The organism is Peptoclostridium acidaminophilum DSM 3953, from assembly GCF_000597865.1.
Taxonomy (GTDB): Bacteria; Bacillota; Clostridia; order Peptostreptococcales; family Peptostreptococcaceae; genus Peptoclostridium_A; species Peptoclostridium_A acidaminophilum.
In genome coordinates, this window is record NZ_CP007452.1 from 1,265,894 (window position 1) to 1,285,652 (window position 19,759).

Annotated in this window: 14 protein-coding genes; 8 read left to right on the forward strand and 6 right to left on the reverse strand. The window is 42.4% G+C overall.

Annotated features, from left to right (window positions below):
- Positions 1–17: 17 nt before the first annotated feature.
- The 5 genes from EAL2_RS06340 (at position 18) to EAL2_RS06360 (ending at position 7,624) form a co-directional block, all read left to right on the forward strand.
- On the forward strand, positions 18–1,943 hold the full coding sequence (locus EAL2_RS06340; protein WP_025435557.1) for an aconitate hydratase: 1,926 nt from the start codon (positions 18–20) through the stop codon (positions 1,941–1,943).
- A gap of 42 nt (positions 1,944–1,985) precedes the next feature.
- The gene (locus EAL2_RS06345; RefSeq protein ID WP_025435558.1) at positions 1,986–2,651 is read left to right on the forward strand and encodes a GntR family transcriptional regulator; all 666 of its coding nucleotides are present in this window, start codon (positions 1,986–1,988) and stop codon (positions 2,649–2,651) included.
- Positions 2,652–2,664: 13 nt separating this feature from the next.
- Entirely contained in the window at positions 2,665–4,053 is a 1,389-nt protein-coding gene (gene asnS / locus EAL2_RS06350) for an asparagine--tRNA ligase (protein ID WP_025435559.1), read from the forward strand.
- A gap of 137 nt (positions 4,054–4,190) precedes the next feature.
- Positions 4,191–5,627 (forward strand): adenylosuccinate lyase, encoded by a 1,437-nt coding sequence (purB, locus tag EAL2_RS06355; RefSeq protein ID WP_025435560.1) that lies wholly within the window; start codon positions 4,191–4,193, stop codon positions 5,625–5,627.
- A 503-nt stretch (positions 5,628–6,130) separates the two neighbouring features.
- The gene (locus EAL2_RS06360; protein WP_025435561.1) at positions 6,131–7,624 is read left to right on the forward strand and encodes an alanine/glycine:cation symporter family protein; all 1,494 of its coding nucleotides are present in this window, start codon (positions 6,131–6,133) and stop codon (positions 7,622–7,624) included.
- A 498-nt stretch (positions 7,625–8,122) separates the two neighbouring features.
- Here EAL2_RS06360 and EAL2_RS06365 read toward each other — a convergent pair whose 3' ends face one another.
- The 4 genes from EAL2_RS06365 to EAL2_RS06380 form a co-directional block, all read right to left on the reverse strand.
- On the reverse strand, positions 8,123–9,367 hold the full coding sequence (locus EAL2_RS06365) for a serine hydroxymethyltransferase (RefSeq protein WP_025435562.1): 1,245 nt from the start codon (positions 9,365–9,367) through the stop codon (positions 8,123–8,125).
- Positions 9,368–9,545: 178 nt separating this feature from the next.
- Positions 9,546–10,235 (reverse strand): response regulator transcription factor, encoded by a 690-nt coding sequence (locus EAL2_RS06370; protein WP_025435563.1) that lies wholly within the window; start codon positions 10,233–10,235, stop codon positions 9,546–9,548.
- Positions 10,236–10,257: 22 nt separating this feature from the next.
- Positions 10,258–11,820, reverse strand: coding sequence for a histidine kinase (locus EAL2_RS06375; RefSeq protein ID WP_025435564.1), 1,563 nt, complete (start codon positions 11,818–11,820; stop codon positions 10,258–10,260).
- 195 nt (positions 11,821–12,015) lie between these two features.
- Entirely contained in the window at positions 12,016–14,208 is a 2,193-nt protein-coding gene (locus EAL2_RS06380) for a DNA topoisomerase III (protein WP_025435565.1), read from the reverse strand.
- 294 nt (positions 14,209–14,502) lie between these two features.
- On the opposite strand from EAL2_RS06380, the gene EAL2_RS06385 reads away from it, so the two are divergent.
- On the forward strand, positions 14,503–15,627 hold the full coding sequence (locus EAL2_RS06385) for a tyrosine-type recombinase/integrase (RefSeq protein WP_025435566.1): 1,125 nt from the start codon (positions 14,503–14,505) through the stop codon (positions 15,625–15,627).
- A 63-nt stretch (positions 15,628–15,690) separates the two neighbouring features.
- On the forward strand, positions 15,691–16,272 hold the full coding sequence (locus tag EAL2_RS06390) for a DUF3841 domain-containing protein (protein WP_025435567.1): 582 nt from the start codon (positions 15,691–15,693) through the stop codon (positions 16,270–16,272).
- A 57-nt stretch (positions 16,273–16,329) separates the two neighbouring features.
- On the opposite strand, the gene EAL2_RS06395 is transcribed toward EAL2_RS06390, so the two are convergent.
- Positions 16,330–16,893, reverse strand: a complete 564-nt coding sequence (locus EAL2_RS06395; protein WP_025435568.1) for a DUF3841 domain-containing protein — start codon at positions 16,891–16,893, stop codon at positions 16,330–16,332.
- A gap of 277 nt (positions 16,894–17,170) precedes the next feature.
- Positions 17,171–18,478: an IS110 family RNA-guided transposase gene (locus EAL2_RS06400; protein WP_038601555.1), complete on the reverse strand. Its 1,308-nt coding sequence runs from the start codon at positions 18,476–18,478 to the stop codon at positions 17,171–17,173.
- A 361-nt stretch (positions 18,479–18,839) separates the two neighbouring features.
- Here EAL2_RS06400 and EAL2_RS06405 point away from each other — a divergent pair, with 361 nt between their 5' ends.
- On the forward strand, positions 18,840–19,751 hold the full coding sequence (locus EAL2_RS06405; RefSeq protein ID WP_051489102.1) for a DUF2156 domain-containing protein: 912 nt from the start codon (positions 18,840–18,842) through the stop codon (positions 19,749–19,751).
- Positions 19,752–19,759: the final 8 nt, after the last annotated feature.

Genomic DNA, 19,759 nt, shown 5'->3' on the forward strand with positions numbered 1-19,759 from the left:
ATAGAAGAGGTGAAGATATGGGATTAAGTTTAGCTTATAAGGTACTAAAGGATCACCTTATAGAAGGGGAACTAAAGCAAGGACAGGAAATATGCATCAAAGTTGACCAGACGCTTACTCAGGATTCAACAGGAACAATGGTTTATCTTCAGCTGGAAGCCATGGGAGTGGAAGGCGTAAAGACAGACCTTTCTGTTGCCTACATTGACCACAACACGCTTCAGCAGGGATTCGAAAACGCAGATGACCATGAATTCATCAAAACTGTAGCTGCAAAATACGGTATAGTTTATTCGAAGCCTGGAAATGGAATATGCCACCAGCTTCAGCTTGAAAACTTCGGCAAGCCCGGGTCAACACTTCTAGGCTCTGACAGCCACACGCCTACAGGCGGAGGCCTTGGCATGATTTCAATAGGAGCCGGCGGACTTGACGTTGCAGTTGCTATGGCAACAGGCAAATATTTCATGAAAGTACCAAAGGTTATAAATGTCAAGCTTTCTGGAAAACTAAGTCCGTGGGTTTCGGCTAAAGACATAATACTCCATGTGCTAAGAGAGCTTAGTGTTAAAGGCGGAGTAGGAAAGATTGTTGAATATACGGGAGAAGGCGTAAAGTCGCTTTCTGTTACAGACAGAGCTACCATAACCAACATGGGTGCCGAGCTTGGAGCCACAACTTCAATATTCCCAAGCGATTCAAATACGCTTGAATACCTTAAGCTTCAGGGCAGAGAGGGCGACTGGAAAGAGATAAGCGCCGACGCTGATGCCACATACGACGAAGTGCTTGAGATAGACCTTTCGACACTTGAGCCTCTTGTTGCGCAGCCGCACAGCCCTGACAATGTAAGACCTGTAAAGGAGATAATAAACCTCAAGGTTGACCAGATTTCAATAGGCAGCTGCACTAACTCTTCTTATTCAGACCTTATGAAGGTTGCGAGAATACTAAAAGGCAAGAAGGTGCATCCTGATGTGAGCCTTTCGATAGCACCGGGCTCAAGCGCCATACTAAAGACTCTTGCAGAAAACGGAGCTCTTGCTGACATGATAGCTGCCGGAGCGAGAATACTAGAGTGCGCATGCGGACCTTGCATAGGAATGGGCCAGGCGCCAAAGACTGACGCCATATCTCTAAGGACTTTCAACAGGAACTTCTTTGGAAGAAGCGGCACCGAAAGCGCCCAGGTATATCTTGTTAGCCCTGAAGTTGCTGCTGCATCAGCGCTTAAAGGATACCTTGAAGATCCAAGGATACTAGACGTAGAGCTTGACATACAAATGCCTGAAAAATTCGAAAGAAACGACAGCCTGTTTGTATATCCTCCTGCTGACAGAAAAAGTGTTGAAGTGGTTATGGGACCAAACATAAAGCCTTTCCCTGTAAACAAGGCGCTTGGCGAAAAGCTTGAAGGAAAGGTTGTCCTAAAGGTTGAGGACAACATAACAACAGACCACATAATGCCTTCAAATGCGAGCCTGCTTCCATACAGGTCCAACATACCTCACCTTGCCAACTTCTCTTTCAGCACAGTTGACAAGGAATTCCCGCAAAGATGCAAAGACAATGGCGGAGGCTTCATAGTAGGCGGAGACAACTACGGCCAGGGTTCAAGCAGAGAGCATGCGGCTCTTGCACCTTTGTATCTTGGAATAAAGGCTGTAATCACTAAATCTTTTGCCAGAATACACAAGGCAAACCTTATAAACAGCGGAATAATACCTCTTGAATTCGCAGATGCTTCAGACTACGAAAAGATAGGTTTCATGGATGATGTTGAAATTGGCGACTTGCTAAGCGCGCTGCCAACTGGAAAAGTAATGCTTAATGACAAGACAAGCGGCATGAGCATCGAGCTGAAGTTCGAAGGATCAGAAAGGGATATAGAGATACTAAGAAGAGGCGGATACTTAAACTACGCAAAGTCTAATCTTATATAGCTTGGAGTACAAATACAAATAGTCATGGAAGGGAAGAGTGCTATGGTATCTAATATATTTTCAAAGGAAAAAAACAAATCTTCTCTAAGCTCAAAGATATTCAATGTCTTGAGAGACAATATTCTTGAAGGCAAATACGCGCATGACGAAAAGCTTATTGAGGTAAAGCTCGCCCAGGAGCTGGGCGTTAGCAGGACTCCGGTAAGAGAAGCCCTAAAGCAGCTTGAACTGGAAGGGCTTGTGGAAAACATACCCAACAAGGGAGTTGTGGTTAAGGGCATCTCAAAGCAGGACATCAGCGACATATACGCAATAAGGCTTGCAATCGAAGGAATAGCAGTTGAATGGGCTATGGAGAGAATGTCTGACGAGGACGTGGAAAAGTTAAAGGAGATATACGAGCTCATGGAGTTCTATACGCTCAAGAAAGACTACCTGAAAATATCAGAACTCAACACACAGTTCCACGAGGTAATATACAAGGCCACAAAGAGCAGATATCTCGAGCAGGTTCTAAAGGACTTCCAATACTACATCAAGACGACAAGGAACAAGTCCCTCAGAACACCGGGCAGGCTGGAAAGTGCTCTCGAAGAGCATAGAGAGATTCTCGATGCATTTATTGCAAGGGATCCCCAAAAGGCAAGAGCTGTTCTCGAAAATCATATAGATGTATCGAAGCTCAATGCACTAAAATTGGAGGACTAAAGGAGGAATAATCATGGCTATAACAATCAAGAGCATCTACAGAAACCAGGAAGCCCACATTGACCAAGATGTGCAAATCTATGGATGGGTAAAGACTACCCGTTCTTCAAATAAAATCGGTTTCATAGAATTAAATGACGGATCATTCTTCAAAAACATACAGGTAGTGTTCGATGACACACTGGATAACTTCAAAGAGATAGCAAAGCTGCCTATAAGTTCGTCTCTTTATGTAGAGGGCAAGGTTGTAAGAACTCCCGATGCGAAGCAGCCATTCGAGATACAGGCTTCACTTGTTAAAATCGAGGGCAACTCCAATTCAGACTATCCGCTTCAGAAGAAAAGACACACACTTGAATACCTAAGGACTATAGCTCACCTGAGACCGAGAAGCAACACGTTCTCAGCCGTATTCAGGCTCAGATCGGTAGCTGCGTATGCTATCCACAGATTCTTCCAGGACAGGGGATTCGTATACGTTCACACCCCAATAATAACAAGCAGCGACGCAGAGGGCGCCGGAGAAATGTTCAGGGTGACAACGCTCGACATGAACAACCCTCCGCGCAAGGAAGACGGAAATATAGACTACTCTCAGGATTTCTTCGGCAAGGAGGCCAGCCTTACGGTAAGCGGCCAGCTTGAGGGAGAGATGTTTGCGCTTGCATTCAAAGACATATACACATTCGGACCTACATTCAGGGCTGAAAATTCCAACACTGCAAGACATGCTTCGGAATTCTGGATGATAGAGCCTGAGATTGCATTTGCAGACATAAACGACAATATGAATCTAGCAGAAGACATGATAAAATATGTCATAAGCTATGTGCTTGAAAACGCTCCTGAGGAGATGGAATTCTTCAACACGTTCATAGACAAGGGCGTACTTGACCGCCTTGAAAACATAGTAAGTTCTGATTTTGAAAAAATAACTTACACTGAAGCAATAGAGATACTTCAAAAATCAGGCCAAAAATTCGATTTCCCTGTTGAGTGGGGAATTGATCTGCAGACTGAACACGAAAGATACATCACAGAGCAGGTGTTCAAGAAGCCTGTATTCGTAATCAACTACCCTGCTGCAATAAAGGCGTTCTATATGAGGCTCAACGAAGACGGCAAAACTGTTGCTGCCATGGATCTTCTTGTTCCTGGCGTAGGAGAAATAATAGGCGGAAGCCAGAGGGAAGAAAGGCTTGACGTGCTTGAAAAGAAAATCGAGAACATGGGCCTTAGCAAGGAAGATTACTGGTGGTACCTTGAGCTTAGAAAATATGGGGAGACAAAGCACTCAGGCTTTGGACTCGGATTTGAAAGGCTTATAATGTACATGACGGGAATGTCGAATATAAGAGACGTAATTCCTTGCCCAAGGACTCCAGGATCAGCCGAGTTCTAATATTTTAAATCATTCAAACAGCCGCTTGTAATATAGCGGCTGTTTATTTTTAGATTCAAAAAAGCGAACGTAAATAGGCTTTTTTGTGATATAATATTACACATGTTCAAACTATATTTGATGAAGGAGCGTATAATATGAGCAATTACGAATATTACAAGAATCCTTTGATTGAAAGATACTCAAGCAGAGAGATGAGCAGCATATTTTCAGACATGTCAAAATTCACAACATGGAGAAAGCTATGGATAGCCCTCGCCAAATGTGAGAAAGAGCTGGGAATCAACATAACTGATGAGCAAATCCAGGAGCTTGAAAAAAATGCTGACAATATAAATTTCGAAGATGCGATAAAATTTGAAAAAGAGACAAGGCATGATGTAATGTCTCATGTAAAGGCATATGGGCTTTTGTGTCCGTCGGCTAAGGGCATTATACACCTTGGAGCCACAAGCGCTTACGTAGGCGACAACACAGACGTGCTGCTTATGAAACAGGCACTTGAGCTTACAAAGGTAAAGCTTGCAAATCTTATGAACAACCTTGCCGAGTTCGCGCTTAAATACAAGGACATGCCAACGCTGGGCTACACGCATTTCCAACCTGCACAGCTGACTACAGTAGGCAAAAGGGCGTGCCTTTGGCTTCAGGATCTCCTGCTGGACTTCGAGGAGATAGAATACAGGATTGAAAACCTCAAAATGAGGGGAGTTAAGGGTACAACAGGAACCCAGGCGAGCTTCCTTAAGCTATTCAATGGCGACCATGACAAAGTCAAAAGACTTGACGATATGGTCTGCAAAAGCATGGGCATAGAAAGCAAGTTTAACATCACTGGACAGACTTATACAAGAAAGCAAGACTACCTTGTGCTTTCATCGCTTTCTTCTCTTGCCCAGTCAATGCACAAGATGACAAACGACCTCAGGCTGCTGCAGAACCTGAAGGAAGTGGAAGAGCCGTTTGAAAAGAACCAGATAGGTTCGTCTGCAATGGCGTATAAAAGAAACCCTATGCGAAGCGAGAGGATATCCTCACTAAGCAAGTACGTGATGTCTCAGAGCCTTAATCCGGCCCTCATATTCTCGACGCAGTGGTTTGAAAGAACACTTGATGACTCTGCAAACAGAAGGCTTTCAATACCTGAAGCATTCCTTGGAATCGACGCCATACTTGAAATCGGAATAAACGTAACAAGCGGACTTGTAGTATACGAGAATGTTATAAAGAAGCACGTCAACGAAGAGCTTCCTTTCATGGCTACAGAAAACATACTCATGGAAGCTGTTACACGCGGCGGGGACAGACAGGAGCTTCACGAGAAGATAAGAACGTATTCTATGGAAGTAGGGGAGAGGATTAAGAACCAGGGCCTCGACAACAACCTCATCGATAGAATAATTTCCGATCCTGCATTCAACATGACAAAAGAAGAGATACTTGACATAATTGACCCTGCTAAATTCACAGGCAGGGCGCCAGAGCAGGTAGTGGATTTTATTTCCGAGGAGATAATGCCTGCAGTAAACAGATGCAAGGAAATGCTTGGCATGAGCGTGGATTTGAAGGTGTAAATGTTTAGACAATTAAAACAATTATAAAAAATATGAATAAAAGCTCCCGGATTGGATATATATATTGTATCTGCTTTGGGGGCTTTTATTATTATTGTGTCCATATAGATAGAATAATCAAAATGTTGAATTTTTCGTATTTTAGTGAAATTGAATAATCGATGCATAAATAATTTAATTATTTTCATCTTTTCAAAATACTACAGAAAACATCAAAAAAAATTCCGATTTGTGCAAACGGTTTCATCCGCTGAAGCCAAGTGTTTTCAGGTATTGAAGAGAATGTTCTGTATATACTGTATACAATATTGTGAATATTTAGACGGAAATGGTTGCATATTGCGCAAATGTTTGATAATATGAACATACGCAATTATCAATAAAATAATTTAATCAAAGGGATGGTGATGCCAGGAGCAGAATATACTGAAAATTGCAATTATACTATGGGGTTAGTGGTTTTGGCTTTACAAAATTATAAAAAGAAAGGATGTTGGCATTATATGGAAGCATTTGTTAGTACCGCAAATAACATCATCTGGAGTAAAGCACTTATTTATCTTTGTCTAGGAGCAGGTATTTATTTCTCACTTAGAACTCGTTTCCTTCAAATTCGTCACCTTAAGCACATGGTTACATATCTTTTTGGAGGCGGCGACTCAAGCTCAAGAGTTTCTTCGTTCCAGGCGTTTGCAATGTCAGTTGCAGGCCGTGTTGGTACAGGTAACATCGCCGGTGTTGCAACAGCAATAGCAATGGGTGGACCTGGAGCACTTTTCTGGATGTGGGCAATAGCATTCCTTGGAGCAGGCTCATCATTCATAGAGTGTGCCCTTGGTCAGGTTTACAAAGAAGAGATAAACGGAGAATACCGTGGAGGCCCAGCTTACTATATAGAAAAGGGTATGGGAGTTAAGTGGTATGCAGTAGTTTTCGCAGTTGCAACTGTTGCTGGTATGGGATTCTTCCTTCCAGGAGTTCAAACTAACAGTATAGGCGCTGCAGTTAACACTGCTTTTGGCGTAAGCCCTGCAATAACAGGTGGCGTTATAGTAGCCATGCTTGCATTCGTAATATTCGGTGGAACAAAGAGAATCGGCCAGGCTGCTGAGGTTGTAGTTCCATTCATGGCAGGAGCATACATCCTTATTGCACTTATAATTCTTGCTTTCAACATAACTGCAGTTCCATCAATGATAGCTCTTGTATTCAAGAGTGCATTCGGAGCAGAGCAGGCATTTGCAGGTATACTTGGTATGGCAATAACTTGGGGTGTTAAGAGGGGTATATACTCAAACGAGGCTGGTCAGGGTACTGGACCTCAGGCTTCTGCTGCTGCAGAGGTTTCTCACCCAGCTATGCAGGGTCTTGTTCAGGCATTCGCAGTTTATGTTGACACACTTTTCGTTTGTTCAGCAACTGGCTTCATGATACTAGCAACAGGCCAATACAACATATACAATACAGATGGCGGTTTCATAGTTGAAAACCTTCCAGGCGTTGACATAGGACCTGCCTACACTCAGCTTGCAATAGGCACAGTGTTTGGTAAAGGCCTTGGAGCTGGATTCGTTTCAGTAGCACTTTTCTTCTTCGTGTTCACAACACTTATGGCTTACTACTATATAGCTGAGACTAACGTTACTTATCTTTTCGGTAGAGGTAAGGGCGGTCAGCAAAAAGATATCAAAGGTTTGCTTACAATAGCTAAGCTTGTATTCCTTGGATCTTCTTACTACGGTGCAGTTAAGACTGCCGAGCTTGCTTGGGGTCTTGGTGACATAGGTGTTGGTCTTATGGCATGGGTAAACGTAATAGCTATACTAATACTTGGTAACGTTGGTCTTAAGGTTCTTAAGGACTGGGAAGATCAAGTCAAGATGGGAAGAGATGCAACTTCATTTGTATTCGACCCTGAAGCTCTTGGAATAAAAGGCGCTGACCTTTGGATCGAAATAAACAAGAGAAGAGCTTCAAAGCAAAAGTCTGCTAACTAAAAAGCAGTTGATAATTAAAGGATGATTAAAAGGAACCTGAAATTCAGGTTCCTTTTTTTATATGTTTTTACTAATATACATAATGACAGGATCAAGAGAGCTCTTCTTAAGAGCCAGTTTAACTATTCTTTAAATGTATATTTAGGGAATAGTTTGTATGTCGGAAACAGTCGATCCTCAATAATACTTTTGGAATGCCATCGCCTCGCGCTCGCCTGAATCTCTTGAAAAAACACATAATCTTCCACAGTATATTTCTAGCCAGTATCTATATCCAATTATTTTTTAGCTCAGCAACTTTATCTTATTACTCCTAACATGATGACTCCTTTTTTACTGTACGCATTGGTCTTCATTATATAACTGCACGTCTTGACATTCCAATGGTTTACAAAAAATCAGAATTCGAACAAGTATACTCTGCATGTTTTAACTACCAAAATAAAGAGCCACCAGATATACATAATCTGATAGCTCTTTATTTTCATAAAAATTATTTTATTCAGGATAGCTAAGCGGGAACTGCGAGCCAAGCTCAGCCACTTTCTCTTTTATTGAATCCAATACAGCTTGATTGTCTATGTTGTCTGCTACATCGCCTATGAGATTGCCTATGATATGCATCTCATTTTCCTTCATGCCCTTTGTTGTCATCGCAGTAGCTCCTATCCTGACACCGCTGGTCACCATCGGCTTTTGCGGGTCGAATGGAATCTGGTTTTTGTTTACTGTTATGCCGACATAGTCAAGTGCCGTGTCAAGCATCAGCCCTGTAAGATTCTTAGGTCGTACATCTACTAGCAGCAGATGGTTGTCGGTGCCGCCTGTCACAAGCCTGAAGCCTCTATCCTGAAGTACGTTGCCGAGAGCCTTCGCATTTCTTGTTACCTGGAGCATTGTGTTCTTGAAATCTTCGCCCATTGCGCGCTTGAATGTAAACGCCTTGGCAGCCATTACGTGCAGATGTGCAGAGCCCATTGCTCCTGGGAATACTCCCTTGTCCAACGCTTTTGCGTGCTCGGCCCTGCAGAGTACGAAACCGCCTCTCGCTCCGCACAGAGTCTTAGTCGTTGTAGATGTGACAAAATCAGCGTGTGGTACCGGGCTTGGATGAAGTCCTGCTGCAACAAGACCTGCCACGTGAGCCATATCAACCATGAAATATGCTCCTACAGACTTGGCTATAGATGCGATTCTTTCATAGTCTATGAATCTAGGGTATGCGCTGGCGCCAGTAACAATAAGCTTTGGACTGTGCTCCTTGGCTAGTTTTTCAATTTCATCATAGTCTATTTGCTCGGTTTCCATATTAACGCCGTATGAAATGAAGTTGTATATCTGTCCTGAAAAATTCACCTTGTGTCCATGGGTTAGGTGTCCGCCCTGGTCCAGCCTCATCCCCAAAACAGTATCGCCGGGTTTTATTATGGACATATATACACTCTGATTGGCATTAGAACCGCCAAGAGGCTGAATATTTGCGTGCCCTGCGCCAAACAGCTCCTTTGCCCTTTCTATGCCAAGAGTCTCCATCTTGTCTATGAATTTGTATCCGCCATGGTATCTGTTTCCCGGGAATCCCTCCATAGTCTTGTTTGTGAGTATGCTTCCCTGAAGCTCTAGAATCTCTGCCGGCACAAAGCTTTCTGAGGCTATCATCTCGACGCCTGTCTTCTGACGGCCAAACTCCTCCATGATTATGTCGTATAGTTCCCTATCGCTGTTTTTAACTGTTTTCATCATCTTTTACCCCTCCATTTTATAAATTTCGACAAGAAAACGTATTCCTCGCCAGTCAACCTCTGGTAATATATATTACAATTATCCCATGAAAGGACATTAGTTTAAATTAACTGGATTGACTTGATATTGAACAAGTTTTACATAAAAAAAATGACAGCCATTAGCTGTCATCTGACTATCATTTTTTAAACATGTTTGGCGTTACACCTGTATTCTTTTTGAATACCCTGTAGAAATAGTTGAGATTATTGTAGCCGACTTCATATGCAACTTCCTTAATGGACAAATCCGTATCCTTTAGCAGCTCCTGGGCTTTTTTTATTCTCAGATTATTGACGTAAGTTATGAAACTTACGGAATAATATTTCTTGAACATCCGCGCCACATAGCTCGCGCTTGTGTGAAACTTCTCCGCGCACTCTTTAAGCTCTATCTCCTCTTTATAGCTGTTGTTTATATACTCAAGGATGCTGTTGAAGAGTTGGTTGTCCGAATATCTATATCCGAGAACCCTCTGCATTGTCTCGAGAAACTGCTCAGGCTCTATTGGTTTAAGAAGTATGTCCTTTGCTCCCAGCCTCAAGGATGTCTGGGCATACTCAAAATGGCTGTATGCAGTGATAATGATATAGTCAACAGCGGTGTCCTGAAATGATACGGCCTTTTCCATAACCTCTAGTCCATTTAATACGGGCATTCTTATATCCATGAAAACAATGTCTGGCTTTAACTGCTTAATTAAATTTAAGGCCTCGTCCCCGGCTGCGGCTTGTCCTACAACCTCTATGGGAAGCTCATACCTTTCAATCAAATATTTGACTATGTCGATAGCCATTTCTTCGTCATCTGCAATAATTGCCCTTCTCATTTCAAACCCCCGTCAATAAATGCTAAGCTATGTGATCCGGCAAAACTATTCTCACAGTAGTGCCACAGCCCTGCATGCTTTCTACAGCAAAATCGAAATTATCCTCGTATATGAGCTTAAGCTTTGAATAAACCATGGCAAGGCCCCTTAGTTCATGACGCTCGAATTCGTTTATTCTTTGTCTTAAACTGGACAAAGCCTCTTCACTCATGCCTTCGCCATTGTCCCTTATTTCAATTTCCATATTGCCTTCCTTTATTATCCCTGATATGCTTATCCTCATGTTGTCTTTTGTGTTCTTGAAACCGTGTATAAAGCAGTTTTCAACTATAGGCTGCAGACAGTTGTAGGGCATATTTTTATTCTTGATTTCCTCCGAGATATCAAAATCAACTTCAAGCCTGTCTCCATATCTGAGCATCTGAAGATTAATATAATTATGCAAATACTGCATTTCGGCCTTAATCTGCACAAAGTAATTCTGGCTGCTGGCAGTATATCTTAACATTTTTGCCAGATCTATAATGGATTGATACGTTTTAAGCGAATGCTCCTTTATAGCCATTCCGGCAATCGCATTAAGTGTGTTGAAAAGGAAATGGTTGTTGATTTGTATGTTGAGCACCTGCTCCCTAGTTGACTTGAGCGATTCCTCAAGAGCCACTTCATGCTTTGCTATGTCTTGTATTCTCTCCTCTTTTTTGCTTAGCTCAACTTCTGTTTTTTTGAATACATAATAGTTTTCTACAGACTTGCTCAGTTTCTTAAGCTGCTGCATTACAGCCTTAAGTGTTCCCTTGGGGACAAGAGGCATAATGTCGCTCGAATTCGCGGAGGCTTCATCTGCAGAATTGTGTGAGTCGCTCAGGCTGGATGATGGCGTCCTTATGTGTCCTGCTTTAATTATCCCAATAGGCTTGCCTCCGAGCATTATAGGAACTAAAAAAACCGTCAGTCCATACGGGCATATATACGCCGACAAATCATTGTAGTGCGGCGGGCCATATTCGCCTTTAATTTCGTATACGGGGCAGATCACCTCATTTGCTTGGCTTGAGCATCTTGTTTTGCAAAACTCCGGATAGTCCCGCCCCTTTATTACAAGGCTGCCCTGATTGTCGAATATGGCAACCGGTATCCTCATAGGAGTTACTATAGCTTCATATATATACATTATTTCATTTGTGATTTCGACCTTTTCATTATCAGCGCCGAGCTCCCATAGCGCTTTCGGTCCGCCTTTTGGCATAAGCAGATTTTGCTCGTGAAGCACGGGCATGGATATGACAAGCTCCCTTATGGGCTCATCACCTTCGTTTATTGTCTCGTGGGCGGAACCTGCATCAATGTGGTAAACCGAGCCTGGTTCTATGTCGCTTAATCCTTCGCCTATGTGCTGTATTCCTTTTCCCGCGAGCACATAAATCACCTGCTCGTTCCCATAGTGTATATGCCTCTCCTGGCGCTTGTGCGGCAGAATCGTAGTAAGAGCTATGTTCATGCTGCTTAGTGAGTTTCCTGATTCAGGCTCGTATATCCACTCAATATGTCCCCAGTCAAAATGCTGTATGCTGTTTTTTTCCAATGGAATCACCTCGATATTAACAATATATCACAAGCTAAGCAACAAGCTAAGCAAAATGACATATTTATGCTGCTGACATATAAAAAATAAGAATATTGAATTTCTGATTCCATCCACAAAATTAAAACGACTGTATTCCAGGCAACCTACTATGCTCTGTAATACAGTCATTTTTATTTCAATGGATTTATTGATCTATTTCAGGTTCAATTTGGCAAGAGCCTCAGCCAATGCATCGTTCATGGGCTCTTCGCTTGATTTTTTTTGCTTCTGGAGATATTTGGACACCTCATGCTTTGAAAGGCCGCTTTTCTCCTTCTTTTTTCGCTCGTTGAATGTTGATAGCTTCTCCCTATGGCCGCAACTGCAGACGAATATCTGGCCATCCCCCTCGCCTCTTAGCTCAAGCTTCTTGTGGCAGACAGGGCATCTGGCATTTGTAGCCCTTGAAACGCTCTTTCTGCATCCGCAGTCCCTGTCCTGGCACACTAGCATCTTGCCCTTTTTGCCATTTACCTCCAGCATATACTTGCCGCACTCTGGGCATTTGTTTCTAGTCATGTTGTCGTGCTTGAACTGGTCCTGGCTGTTTTTGATGTCGCTAACAACTTCTTTTGCATAGCTTTTCATCTCATTTATGAATGCATCCTTTGTGAGCTGGCCTTTAGATATAAGCCCTAGCTTTTGCTCCCACTGGGCAGTGAGCGTAGGAGATTTAAGCTCCTCTGGCACAAGCGAGAGCAGCTGTCTTCCCTTTGATGTTGTGAAAATATCCTTTCCGCGCTTTTCGATGAGAAAACTGTTGAAGAGCTTCTCTATTATGTCGGCTCTTGTGGCAACAGTGCCTATACCGCCTGTTTCTCCTATGGTCTTTATCAAATCCTTGTTTTCGCCTGACATGTACTTTGACGGATTCTCCATGGCTGAGAGCAGGCTGCCTTCGTTAAATGGCGCCGGCGGCCTTGTCTCCCCCGAAGTAAGCTCAAGCCTTGATATTTTCAGCTTGTCTCCCTTGCTTACAGCAGGCAGTATCTGCTCCCTTATGTCATCGCTTGAATCCTCTTCATCATCGAAATTGTTTTCATAAACCTCTTTCCAGCCGTATGATACGACCGTCTTTCCCCTGGCTATGAACATATCATTTCCTATCTTGGCTTTTATAGTAGTCTGCTCATATTCGAATGCGGGCGACAGGACTGCCAGGAATCTTTTTATGACAAGGTCGTATATCTTCCTCTCCTTGTCGCTTAGGGATGCAAAGCCCGCAGCTTGCTCCGTCGGGATTATTGCGTGGTGGTCAGAAACCTTGGAGTCGTCCACAAATGCCTTGCTCTGCCGTATAGGCGATCTGAGCAGCTTGGCCGCCACCTTTGAATATCTCCCTACGCCGCAGCCTCTGATCCTGTCCTTTAGAGTGTCCACTATATCGCTTGATATATATCTCGAGTCAGTCCTTGGATATGTCAAAAGCTTGTGGCTCTCATACAGCTTTTGCATTATGGAGAGCGTCTCCTTGGCGGAAAAGCCAAACAGCTTGTTGGCGTCCCTTTGAAGCTCTGTGAGGTCATAAAGCAGCGGAGCGGTCTTCTTTTTTAAGGCCTTCTCGAGAGAAGTGACAATGGCGTCTTTATTCCGTCCCGTGGAGATTATTTTGTCACAGGTATCCTTGCTGAAAGTCCTCGTGCTGTTGCTTTTTTCATCCTGCCATATAAGCTTCATCCCGTCGGAAATGGCGGTTATGCCGTAGTACTGCTTCGGCTTGAAGCTTCTTATCTCCTCTTCCTTTTGGGCAATAATAGCCAGCGTAGGTGTCTGAACTCTACCGCATGAAAGCTGAGCGTTGTATTTGCAGGTTAGCGCCCTTGTGGCGTTCATTCCGACAATCCAGTCGGCTTCCGACCTTGCTACCGCGCTCGCATATAGATTCTCGTACTCCTTGCCGGGCCTTAGCTTTTCAAAGCCCTCTTTTATGGCCTTGTCTGTGACAGATGAAATCCAAAGACGCTTTATGGGTTTGCTGGCATGGGCCTTTTCGATTATCCACCTTGCAACAAGCTCGCCCTCTCTTCCGGCGTCTGTGGCAATTACTATCTCGCTTACATCCTTTCTGTTAAGCAGCGATTTTACAGTGCTGAACTGTTTGCCAGTTTCCCTTATCACTGCAAGCTTCATATGACCTGGAAGCATAGGCAGATCGTCTATCCTCCAGGTCTTGTACCTCTCGTCGTAGACCTCCGGGTCAGCCAGTGAGACAAGGTGTCCCAGAGCCCATGTAACTATATATTTGTCGCCTTCCATGTATCCGTTGTTTTTCCTGATGCAGTTCAAAACCCTCGCCAGGTCCCTTCCGACTGAAGGCTTCTCGGCAAGCACTAGTATTTTGCTCATAATAACAGTCCTCTCAGATTAGTATACATAATGTATGGTATCACATATTCACCTGGCAGGCCACTTTATATTTGCAGCGCCTTACATTCACTTAAAAGCAGATCATATGATGATATAATTAAATTCAGACACACTCCGACAGCATGTTGAAATTTGAATGTCCGCATATTTAAGGAAGAGTTGAACAGCATTAATGGATAGTATATTATTATATTATGGGTCGATAAGGATTATACTAATATTTCAAGTCATATTATGTGCTTTAAAAAAATTCGGAAATCGGGAGGCAATTCAATGAAGAAAGGAATAGTCATACACAACAAGTCTGACAGGCCTGACAATATTGTTCTTCAGGAGAATCAGACAATAGAGAGATGCATTGAGATAGAAAACAGCCTGCCGGATTTTTTCAAGGAATACTTCCTTTTTCTTAAAAACTCCATAGGAATAAATACAAGGCTGGCATACCTTATAGATATTCACTTTTTTTGCAGATATCTTATTGAGAATACAGACCTTACAGCGGCATCCGACGCTTCAGACATAACGGCAGAAGAATTCGAGCGATTAAAATCACGCGATGTGAATTTCTTCCTGGGAGACTATTGCTCGAGATATTACAAGGAAACCCAGCATACAACGCAGATATTCGAAAACCACAACAGGGCTCTTGCAAGAAAGCGTTCCTCACTCTCCTCGCTCTTCAAGTTTCTCTACCGAAACGAACAAAAAAGCGAAAATATAGCGCCTGGCTTCAATCCAATAAAGCTTCCAAAGCCCCAGCCGGATGCGATAAAAAAGCTTGAGATAGACGAGGTTGCCAGAATGCTCGATTTGGCGGAAACGGGGAATGGCTTTACCGAAAATCAAAAGAAGTACTGGGAAAAGACAAAGCTCAGGGACAAGGCCATACTCCTCATGTTTGTAACATACGGCCTCAGGCTCAACGAGCTGCAGCAGCTAAACATATCCTCTTTCAACTTTTCACGCGGTGAATTCAGGATATACCGCAAAAGGGCCAAGGAATCGCTAATGCCGCTCAACAAGACGGTCGAGGATGCCGTGTCCGACTACATAAAAAACGAGCGTCCTCCTCAGGACAAGCTTCCAGACAGCGAAAGCGATGCGCTCTTCCTCTCGCTGCAAAGCAAGCGCATGACAGCCAAAGCCATAAGGGAACTTGTCAAGAAATATACTTCGATAGTTCTGGGAACGAGCGCAAAAAGCGGTTACAGCCCCCACAAGCTCAGAGCTACCGCGGCAAGCACTCTCATAGAATACGGTTTTTCAATATATGACGTTCAGAATCTGCTTGACCACGACAATGTAACGACAACGCAAATATATGCAGCCCACAAGAAAAACGTCAAGCGTGAGATAATCAAAAACTTCGAATGGTCTGAAGATATAAAAGAATAATCACGTATTTACCATAACTAGATTATGTCGACAAGCGGGCGGTTTTATTTAAAGGAGGACTTTATGATTTCGATGAGTTCGAATGGGAATATAAAGCTTTGGACAGCACAATCCAAAATAGTTGTAGATACCATAGAAAGCAAGGGGATTTATCATGTAAAGAGAGAATTCATATTGAATAAATATCGGGAGATATCGAAGCTTTTTCTTGAACCCTATGACTGGTTCGTAGGTCGCGCCTCTAAAATAATCACGCCTCCTCCAGGCGCTGAATACGCCATATGGATGTATGCAAATCCCGGTATGATATCCAACTACGGTCCGGGAGATTATATAATAGAAGCAGAGGTTCCGCGTGACAATGTGTTGATGCTTGATGAAGGCAAGTGGCTGCGCATTCTTAATCTCTCATATATACCACTGGACTCCAAAGACGAGGAAAGATTCAAAAATAGTATAAGGGAATATGGGCTCACACATGACTCGCAGGCCTATACAAGTAATTTCTATCCCGCACTAAAGCGTGAGATAACAAGAAGCTGGGACAGGCTTTTTGACGACTCCATTAAGCTCTCCGAATTCCGAATGGGCGCGCTCTGGGAGCTCAAAAGGGAATGGATAAAAGAAATAAGTGAGCCAAAATAGACATGAAGCCTCTGTAACTTGACTGCAAAGTCTTTTCAGAGGCTTTTTTTGAATTGATTATTCAGCTCTTGTAATATTTGTTATCCACTCTGATTTTATCTCCCAGAGCGTCGCCTGATTTATATCGGAAAGCCTTATATCCTGGTCAAAAAGCCTTTCCCAGCTTTTTTCAACCTCCCTCTTTAAAAGAGGATAAAAATTGTTCATGTACATGAGCGTCTTGTTCCTGATGCCATAGCTCTCAAGCTTTTCGTCATATCTTCTGGCATCGTCCCTGTCCTTTGGTATATACCAGTAGTTGAGGATGTAATCCCACTTGGCGGAGTCCATTATTATTACATCCGCACTGTCCACTTCAAGTTCAAGCACAACCTGGCCTTCTATAACTCCAAGCGAAAATTCCTTATCAACAGATGCCCACACCGGAAATTCCACGCCTTCGGGCTTTGGCACTACAGCGCCGGCAGACCTGGAATACCATCTATAGACATGCAAATAAACGTCTGAGCAGCTATCGAATTTTTCTATGATGTGTTCCTGCTTTACTCTGTAAAAACCTCTTGTTTCAATATCTTTTAAGACTCTCTCATCCTGCCTGGTCCAAAGTTTCAGCTTGCCCATGATTTCACCTCACAGTTATATTGTAATCGTTCTTTATAATATTATGATATCATAACTAAGCGCTAATTTGCACCATGATTAAGTTTGTGTTGAGGTATTTTCGATTTGTGTTAAAATTATAGGGGTATTTATTATAAGGCAGCTAACTGGAAGTCCAGCTAAGAAATGTCTACAGTTAAATTTAAAAATGCTTGATATTTCTTCAGATAAAAAAGAGTAACTTTAATAAGCCTTTTGAGCATATCTCAAAAAGTGAAAAATCAGACCATGGATTTACTTACGCAGCTTTATCGCATTTAGCTCTTAAGTAATTCATTTGATGATCTTCTGGGGTGATGATAGCGAATTCTTTTTCATCACGAAGTATTGCAAACACAATGTTACAGACTTTATGCATAACAGCTCCAAGAGCAACCATTTTAGGCTTTGATTGGCATTTCTTTAAATAGTAATCACGCAAGACCGGATTTTTGGCAGAGCCATCTCTGTTCTTACTGATACTGATAAGAGCCATTGTATGAATAACTCTTCTGGCAATGCGGGAACCTCGCTTTGACATGGAGATCTTTGTGCCTTCAAATTGCCCAGACTGCTTTACAGCTGGATCTAGCCCAAAATAAGCAAAGAGTTGCTTTGGTGAACGAAAAGATGAAAAATCGCCAATCTCACCCATTAGACTCACTGCGGATAAGAAGCCAGCTCCTTTATAGGATTCAACTAAGCGGACTTGTTTCACAAAATCAGTAGTTTCATTCGTATCAACAAGTTCATGCATATCAGAAAGAACAGAGGCCACTTCAATATCATAGTTTCTGATAAAACGGATATATAGAAGTATTCGCTTGAAATTACTGCTTACAGAATACCCAAAGGTATTTGCATCATTTGCAGCCTGGATTATGGCATTATACTTGTTTTCAGCATATGTAAGTCCAAACCTGGCAGTAGACCTTATAGAATCAACAATCTCTTCTTTTGAGGCACTTAGAAATGCTTCAGGAGATGTGTATTTTTCCAGTAAGGTCAGAGCTGTATTTGTGGTTATCTTGGAAAATATTTTTAAATACTGTGGAAATACCATGCGCAATTCTCCCTGTAGCTTATTCACATAGGCAGAGCGATTATCCATCAGATCGTAATACTCTCTTGAAAGATTTCGCAAATCAAGAGCAAGATCAGATGGCATTAGTGATACCTTTAAATCAGGTTTAAGACCTACCAATGCAACCTTTCTTGAATCAAAACGGTCATTATGTACTTTTCTAATGTTGATGTTTGTGCTATTCTTAGTGATGATAGGATTGATAACCGCAATGTTAAAACCCTTATCACGAAGATAGCAGAAGAGTGGGTAATGATAAATTCCCGTGGATTCCAGAAAGATGCGACTTTCTAAGGAATACAGCTCTTCTGCTTCTTTTATTTTAGAAACAACTAAGCTTAAGGAATTAAGGTCGGAATGCATGATTTTAAAAGGCTTTCCCACAAAGGTCTGGTTAGGCAGTGCGATAGACATCCAACTGAAGTCCGCACCAACATCAATACCGACCGAGATAAATAAATTTTCAAAAAGATTGTTTGACATGAGCAAAAGCTCCTTTCTGATAGGAATCCATTTCCATTAAATGAGTACACAACCTAGCATGTTATACAGGTATAGCCTGAGGCTCCCAACCAGCCGAATCATAAAACCTCATTGAATGGACTAATTGACTTATTAATAGGTATGAGTCAGCAGGAACTGACTTCCCAAGGAGACGAACATTATTTGTCCTACCCTAGAGAATTATACTTTATGGAAAGTCTGGAGTCTATTAGGGAGCCATCAAACATGACAAATATTTATGGATAACATCTGATGAAGGAAGAACACCTTCTTCTGTTATCTGATATGGAAACTTATAAACTGTATAGCTGTAATGGCTATATCATTATTATACTAGGAGATGATTACCATATTCAAGGATATAGACATAGCTTCAAGGGACCTGCTCAAAAGATACTTGTCTAAGGTAAGCTATGAAGCATGCGAATACAACTTCACTACACTCTTCATGTGGCAACATTACTACAATACAAGATATGTTCATAAAGACGATTTTGTAGTTATTATAGGCGGAGAGCCGGGCGATGAATTCTCCATAATGCCCCTTGCTGACAGGGATAACTCCTTGAAGGCCATTGAATTCATTTCCGACTACTTCAAGGATAACGGGCTAAAATTCATGCTCAGGGCGGCAACAAGCGAATGCGTTAAATTTCTGGAGGGAAACTATCCGGGACGATTTGAATTCACTCCTATAAGGGATTCTTTCGACTACGTGTATAAAGCTGAAATGCTAAGAACACTTACATGCAAAAAGTGCACAAAGAAGAGGAATCACTACAATCACTTCATGCGCACCTACGGGGATTCGTATTCTTTCCGCAGCCTAGGCAAGGAAGACTTCGGCAAATGCATGGAGATTCTCGATTCCTGGAACAAATCGAAGCTGGAGAACTCATCAGCCGACGAGATTGATTCAATTAATAATGAGAATATTGCCATTAGAAAGCTGTTTGACAATTATGAAAAACTAGACATAAAAGTATTCGGAGTCTTCATAGACGGCAGCCTTGAGGCTTTCACAATCGGCGACTACATCAACAGCGACATGGCACTTATACACATCGAAAAGGCTGACCCTACAATTCGTGGTCTTTACACCGTAATCAACAAACTGTTTCTGGAGCAAGAGTTTCCGGAGGTTTCTCTCGTGAACAGGGAAGAAGATCTGGGCATAGAAGGCCTAAGAAAAGCTAAGCTTTCGTATTCACCAGAGAGGTTTGTTGAAAAGTTCGTCGTTACCGAAAAGTGAGGTGAATA

Excerpts from the sequence above, each read along its gene's own strand:
- EAL2_RS06340 (WP_025435557.1), top strand. The coding sequence starts at position 18 with ATGGGATTAAGTTTAGCTTATAAGGTACTAAAGGATCACCTTATAGAA.
- EAL2_RS06345 (WP_025435558.1), top strand. The coding sequence starts at position 1,986 with ATGGTATCTAATATATTTTCAAAGGAAAAAAACAAATCTTCTCTAAGC.
- asnS (WP_025435559.1), top strand. The coding sequence starts at position 2,665 with ATGGCTATAACAATCAAGAGCATCTACAGAAACCAGGAAGCCCACATT.
- purB (WP_025435560.1), top strand. The coding sequence starts at position 4,191 with ATGAGCAATTACGAATATTACAAGAATCCTTTGATTGAAAGATACTCA.
- EAL2_RS06360 (WP_025435561.1), top strand. The coding sequence starts at position 6,131 with ATGGAAGCATTTGTTAGTACCGCAAATAACATCATCTGGAGTAAAGCA.
- EAL2_RS06365 (WP_025435562.1), bottom strand. The coding sequence starts at position 9,367 with ATGATGAAAACAGTTAAAAACAGCGATAGGGAACTATACGACATAATC.
- EAL2_RS06370 (WP_025435563.1), bottom strand. The coding sequence starts at position 10,235 with ATGAGAAGGGCAATTATTGCAGATGACGAAGAAATGGCTATCGACATA.
- EAL2_RS06380 (WP_025435565.1), bottom strand. The coding sequence starts at position 14,208 with ATGAGCAAAATACTAGTGCTTGCCGAGAAGCCTTCAGTCGGAAGGGAC.
- EAL2_RS06385 (WP_025435566.1), top strand. The coding sequence starts at position 14,503 with ATGAAGAAAGGAATAGTCATACACAACAAGTCTGACAGGCCTGACAAT.
- EAL2_RS06390 (WP_025435567.1), top strand. The coding sequence starts at position 15,691 with ATGATTTCGATGAGTTCGAATGGGAATATAAAGCTTTGGACAGCACAA.
- EAL2_RS06395 (WP_025435568.1), bottom strand. The coding sequence starts at position 16,893 with ATGGGCAAGCTGAAACTTTGGACCAGGCAGGATGAGAGAGTCTTAAAA.
- EAL2_RS06400 (WP_038601555.1), bottom strand. The coding sequence starts at position 18,478 with ATGTCAAACAATCTTTTTGAAAATTTATTTATCTCGGTCGGTATTGAT.
- EAL2_RS06405 (WP_051489102.1), top strand. The coding sequence starts at position 18,840 with ATGATTACCATATTCAAGGATATAGACATAGCTTCAAGGGACCTGCTC.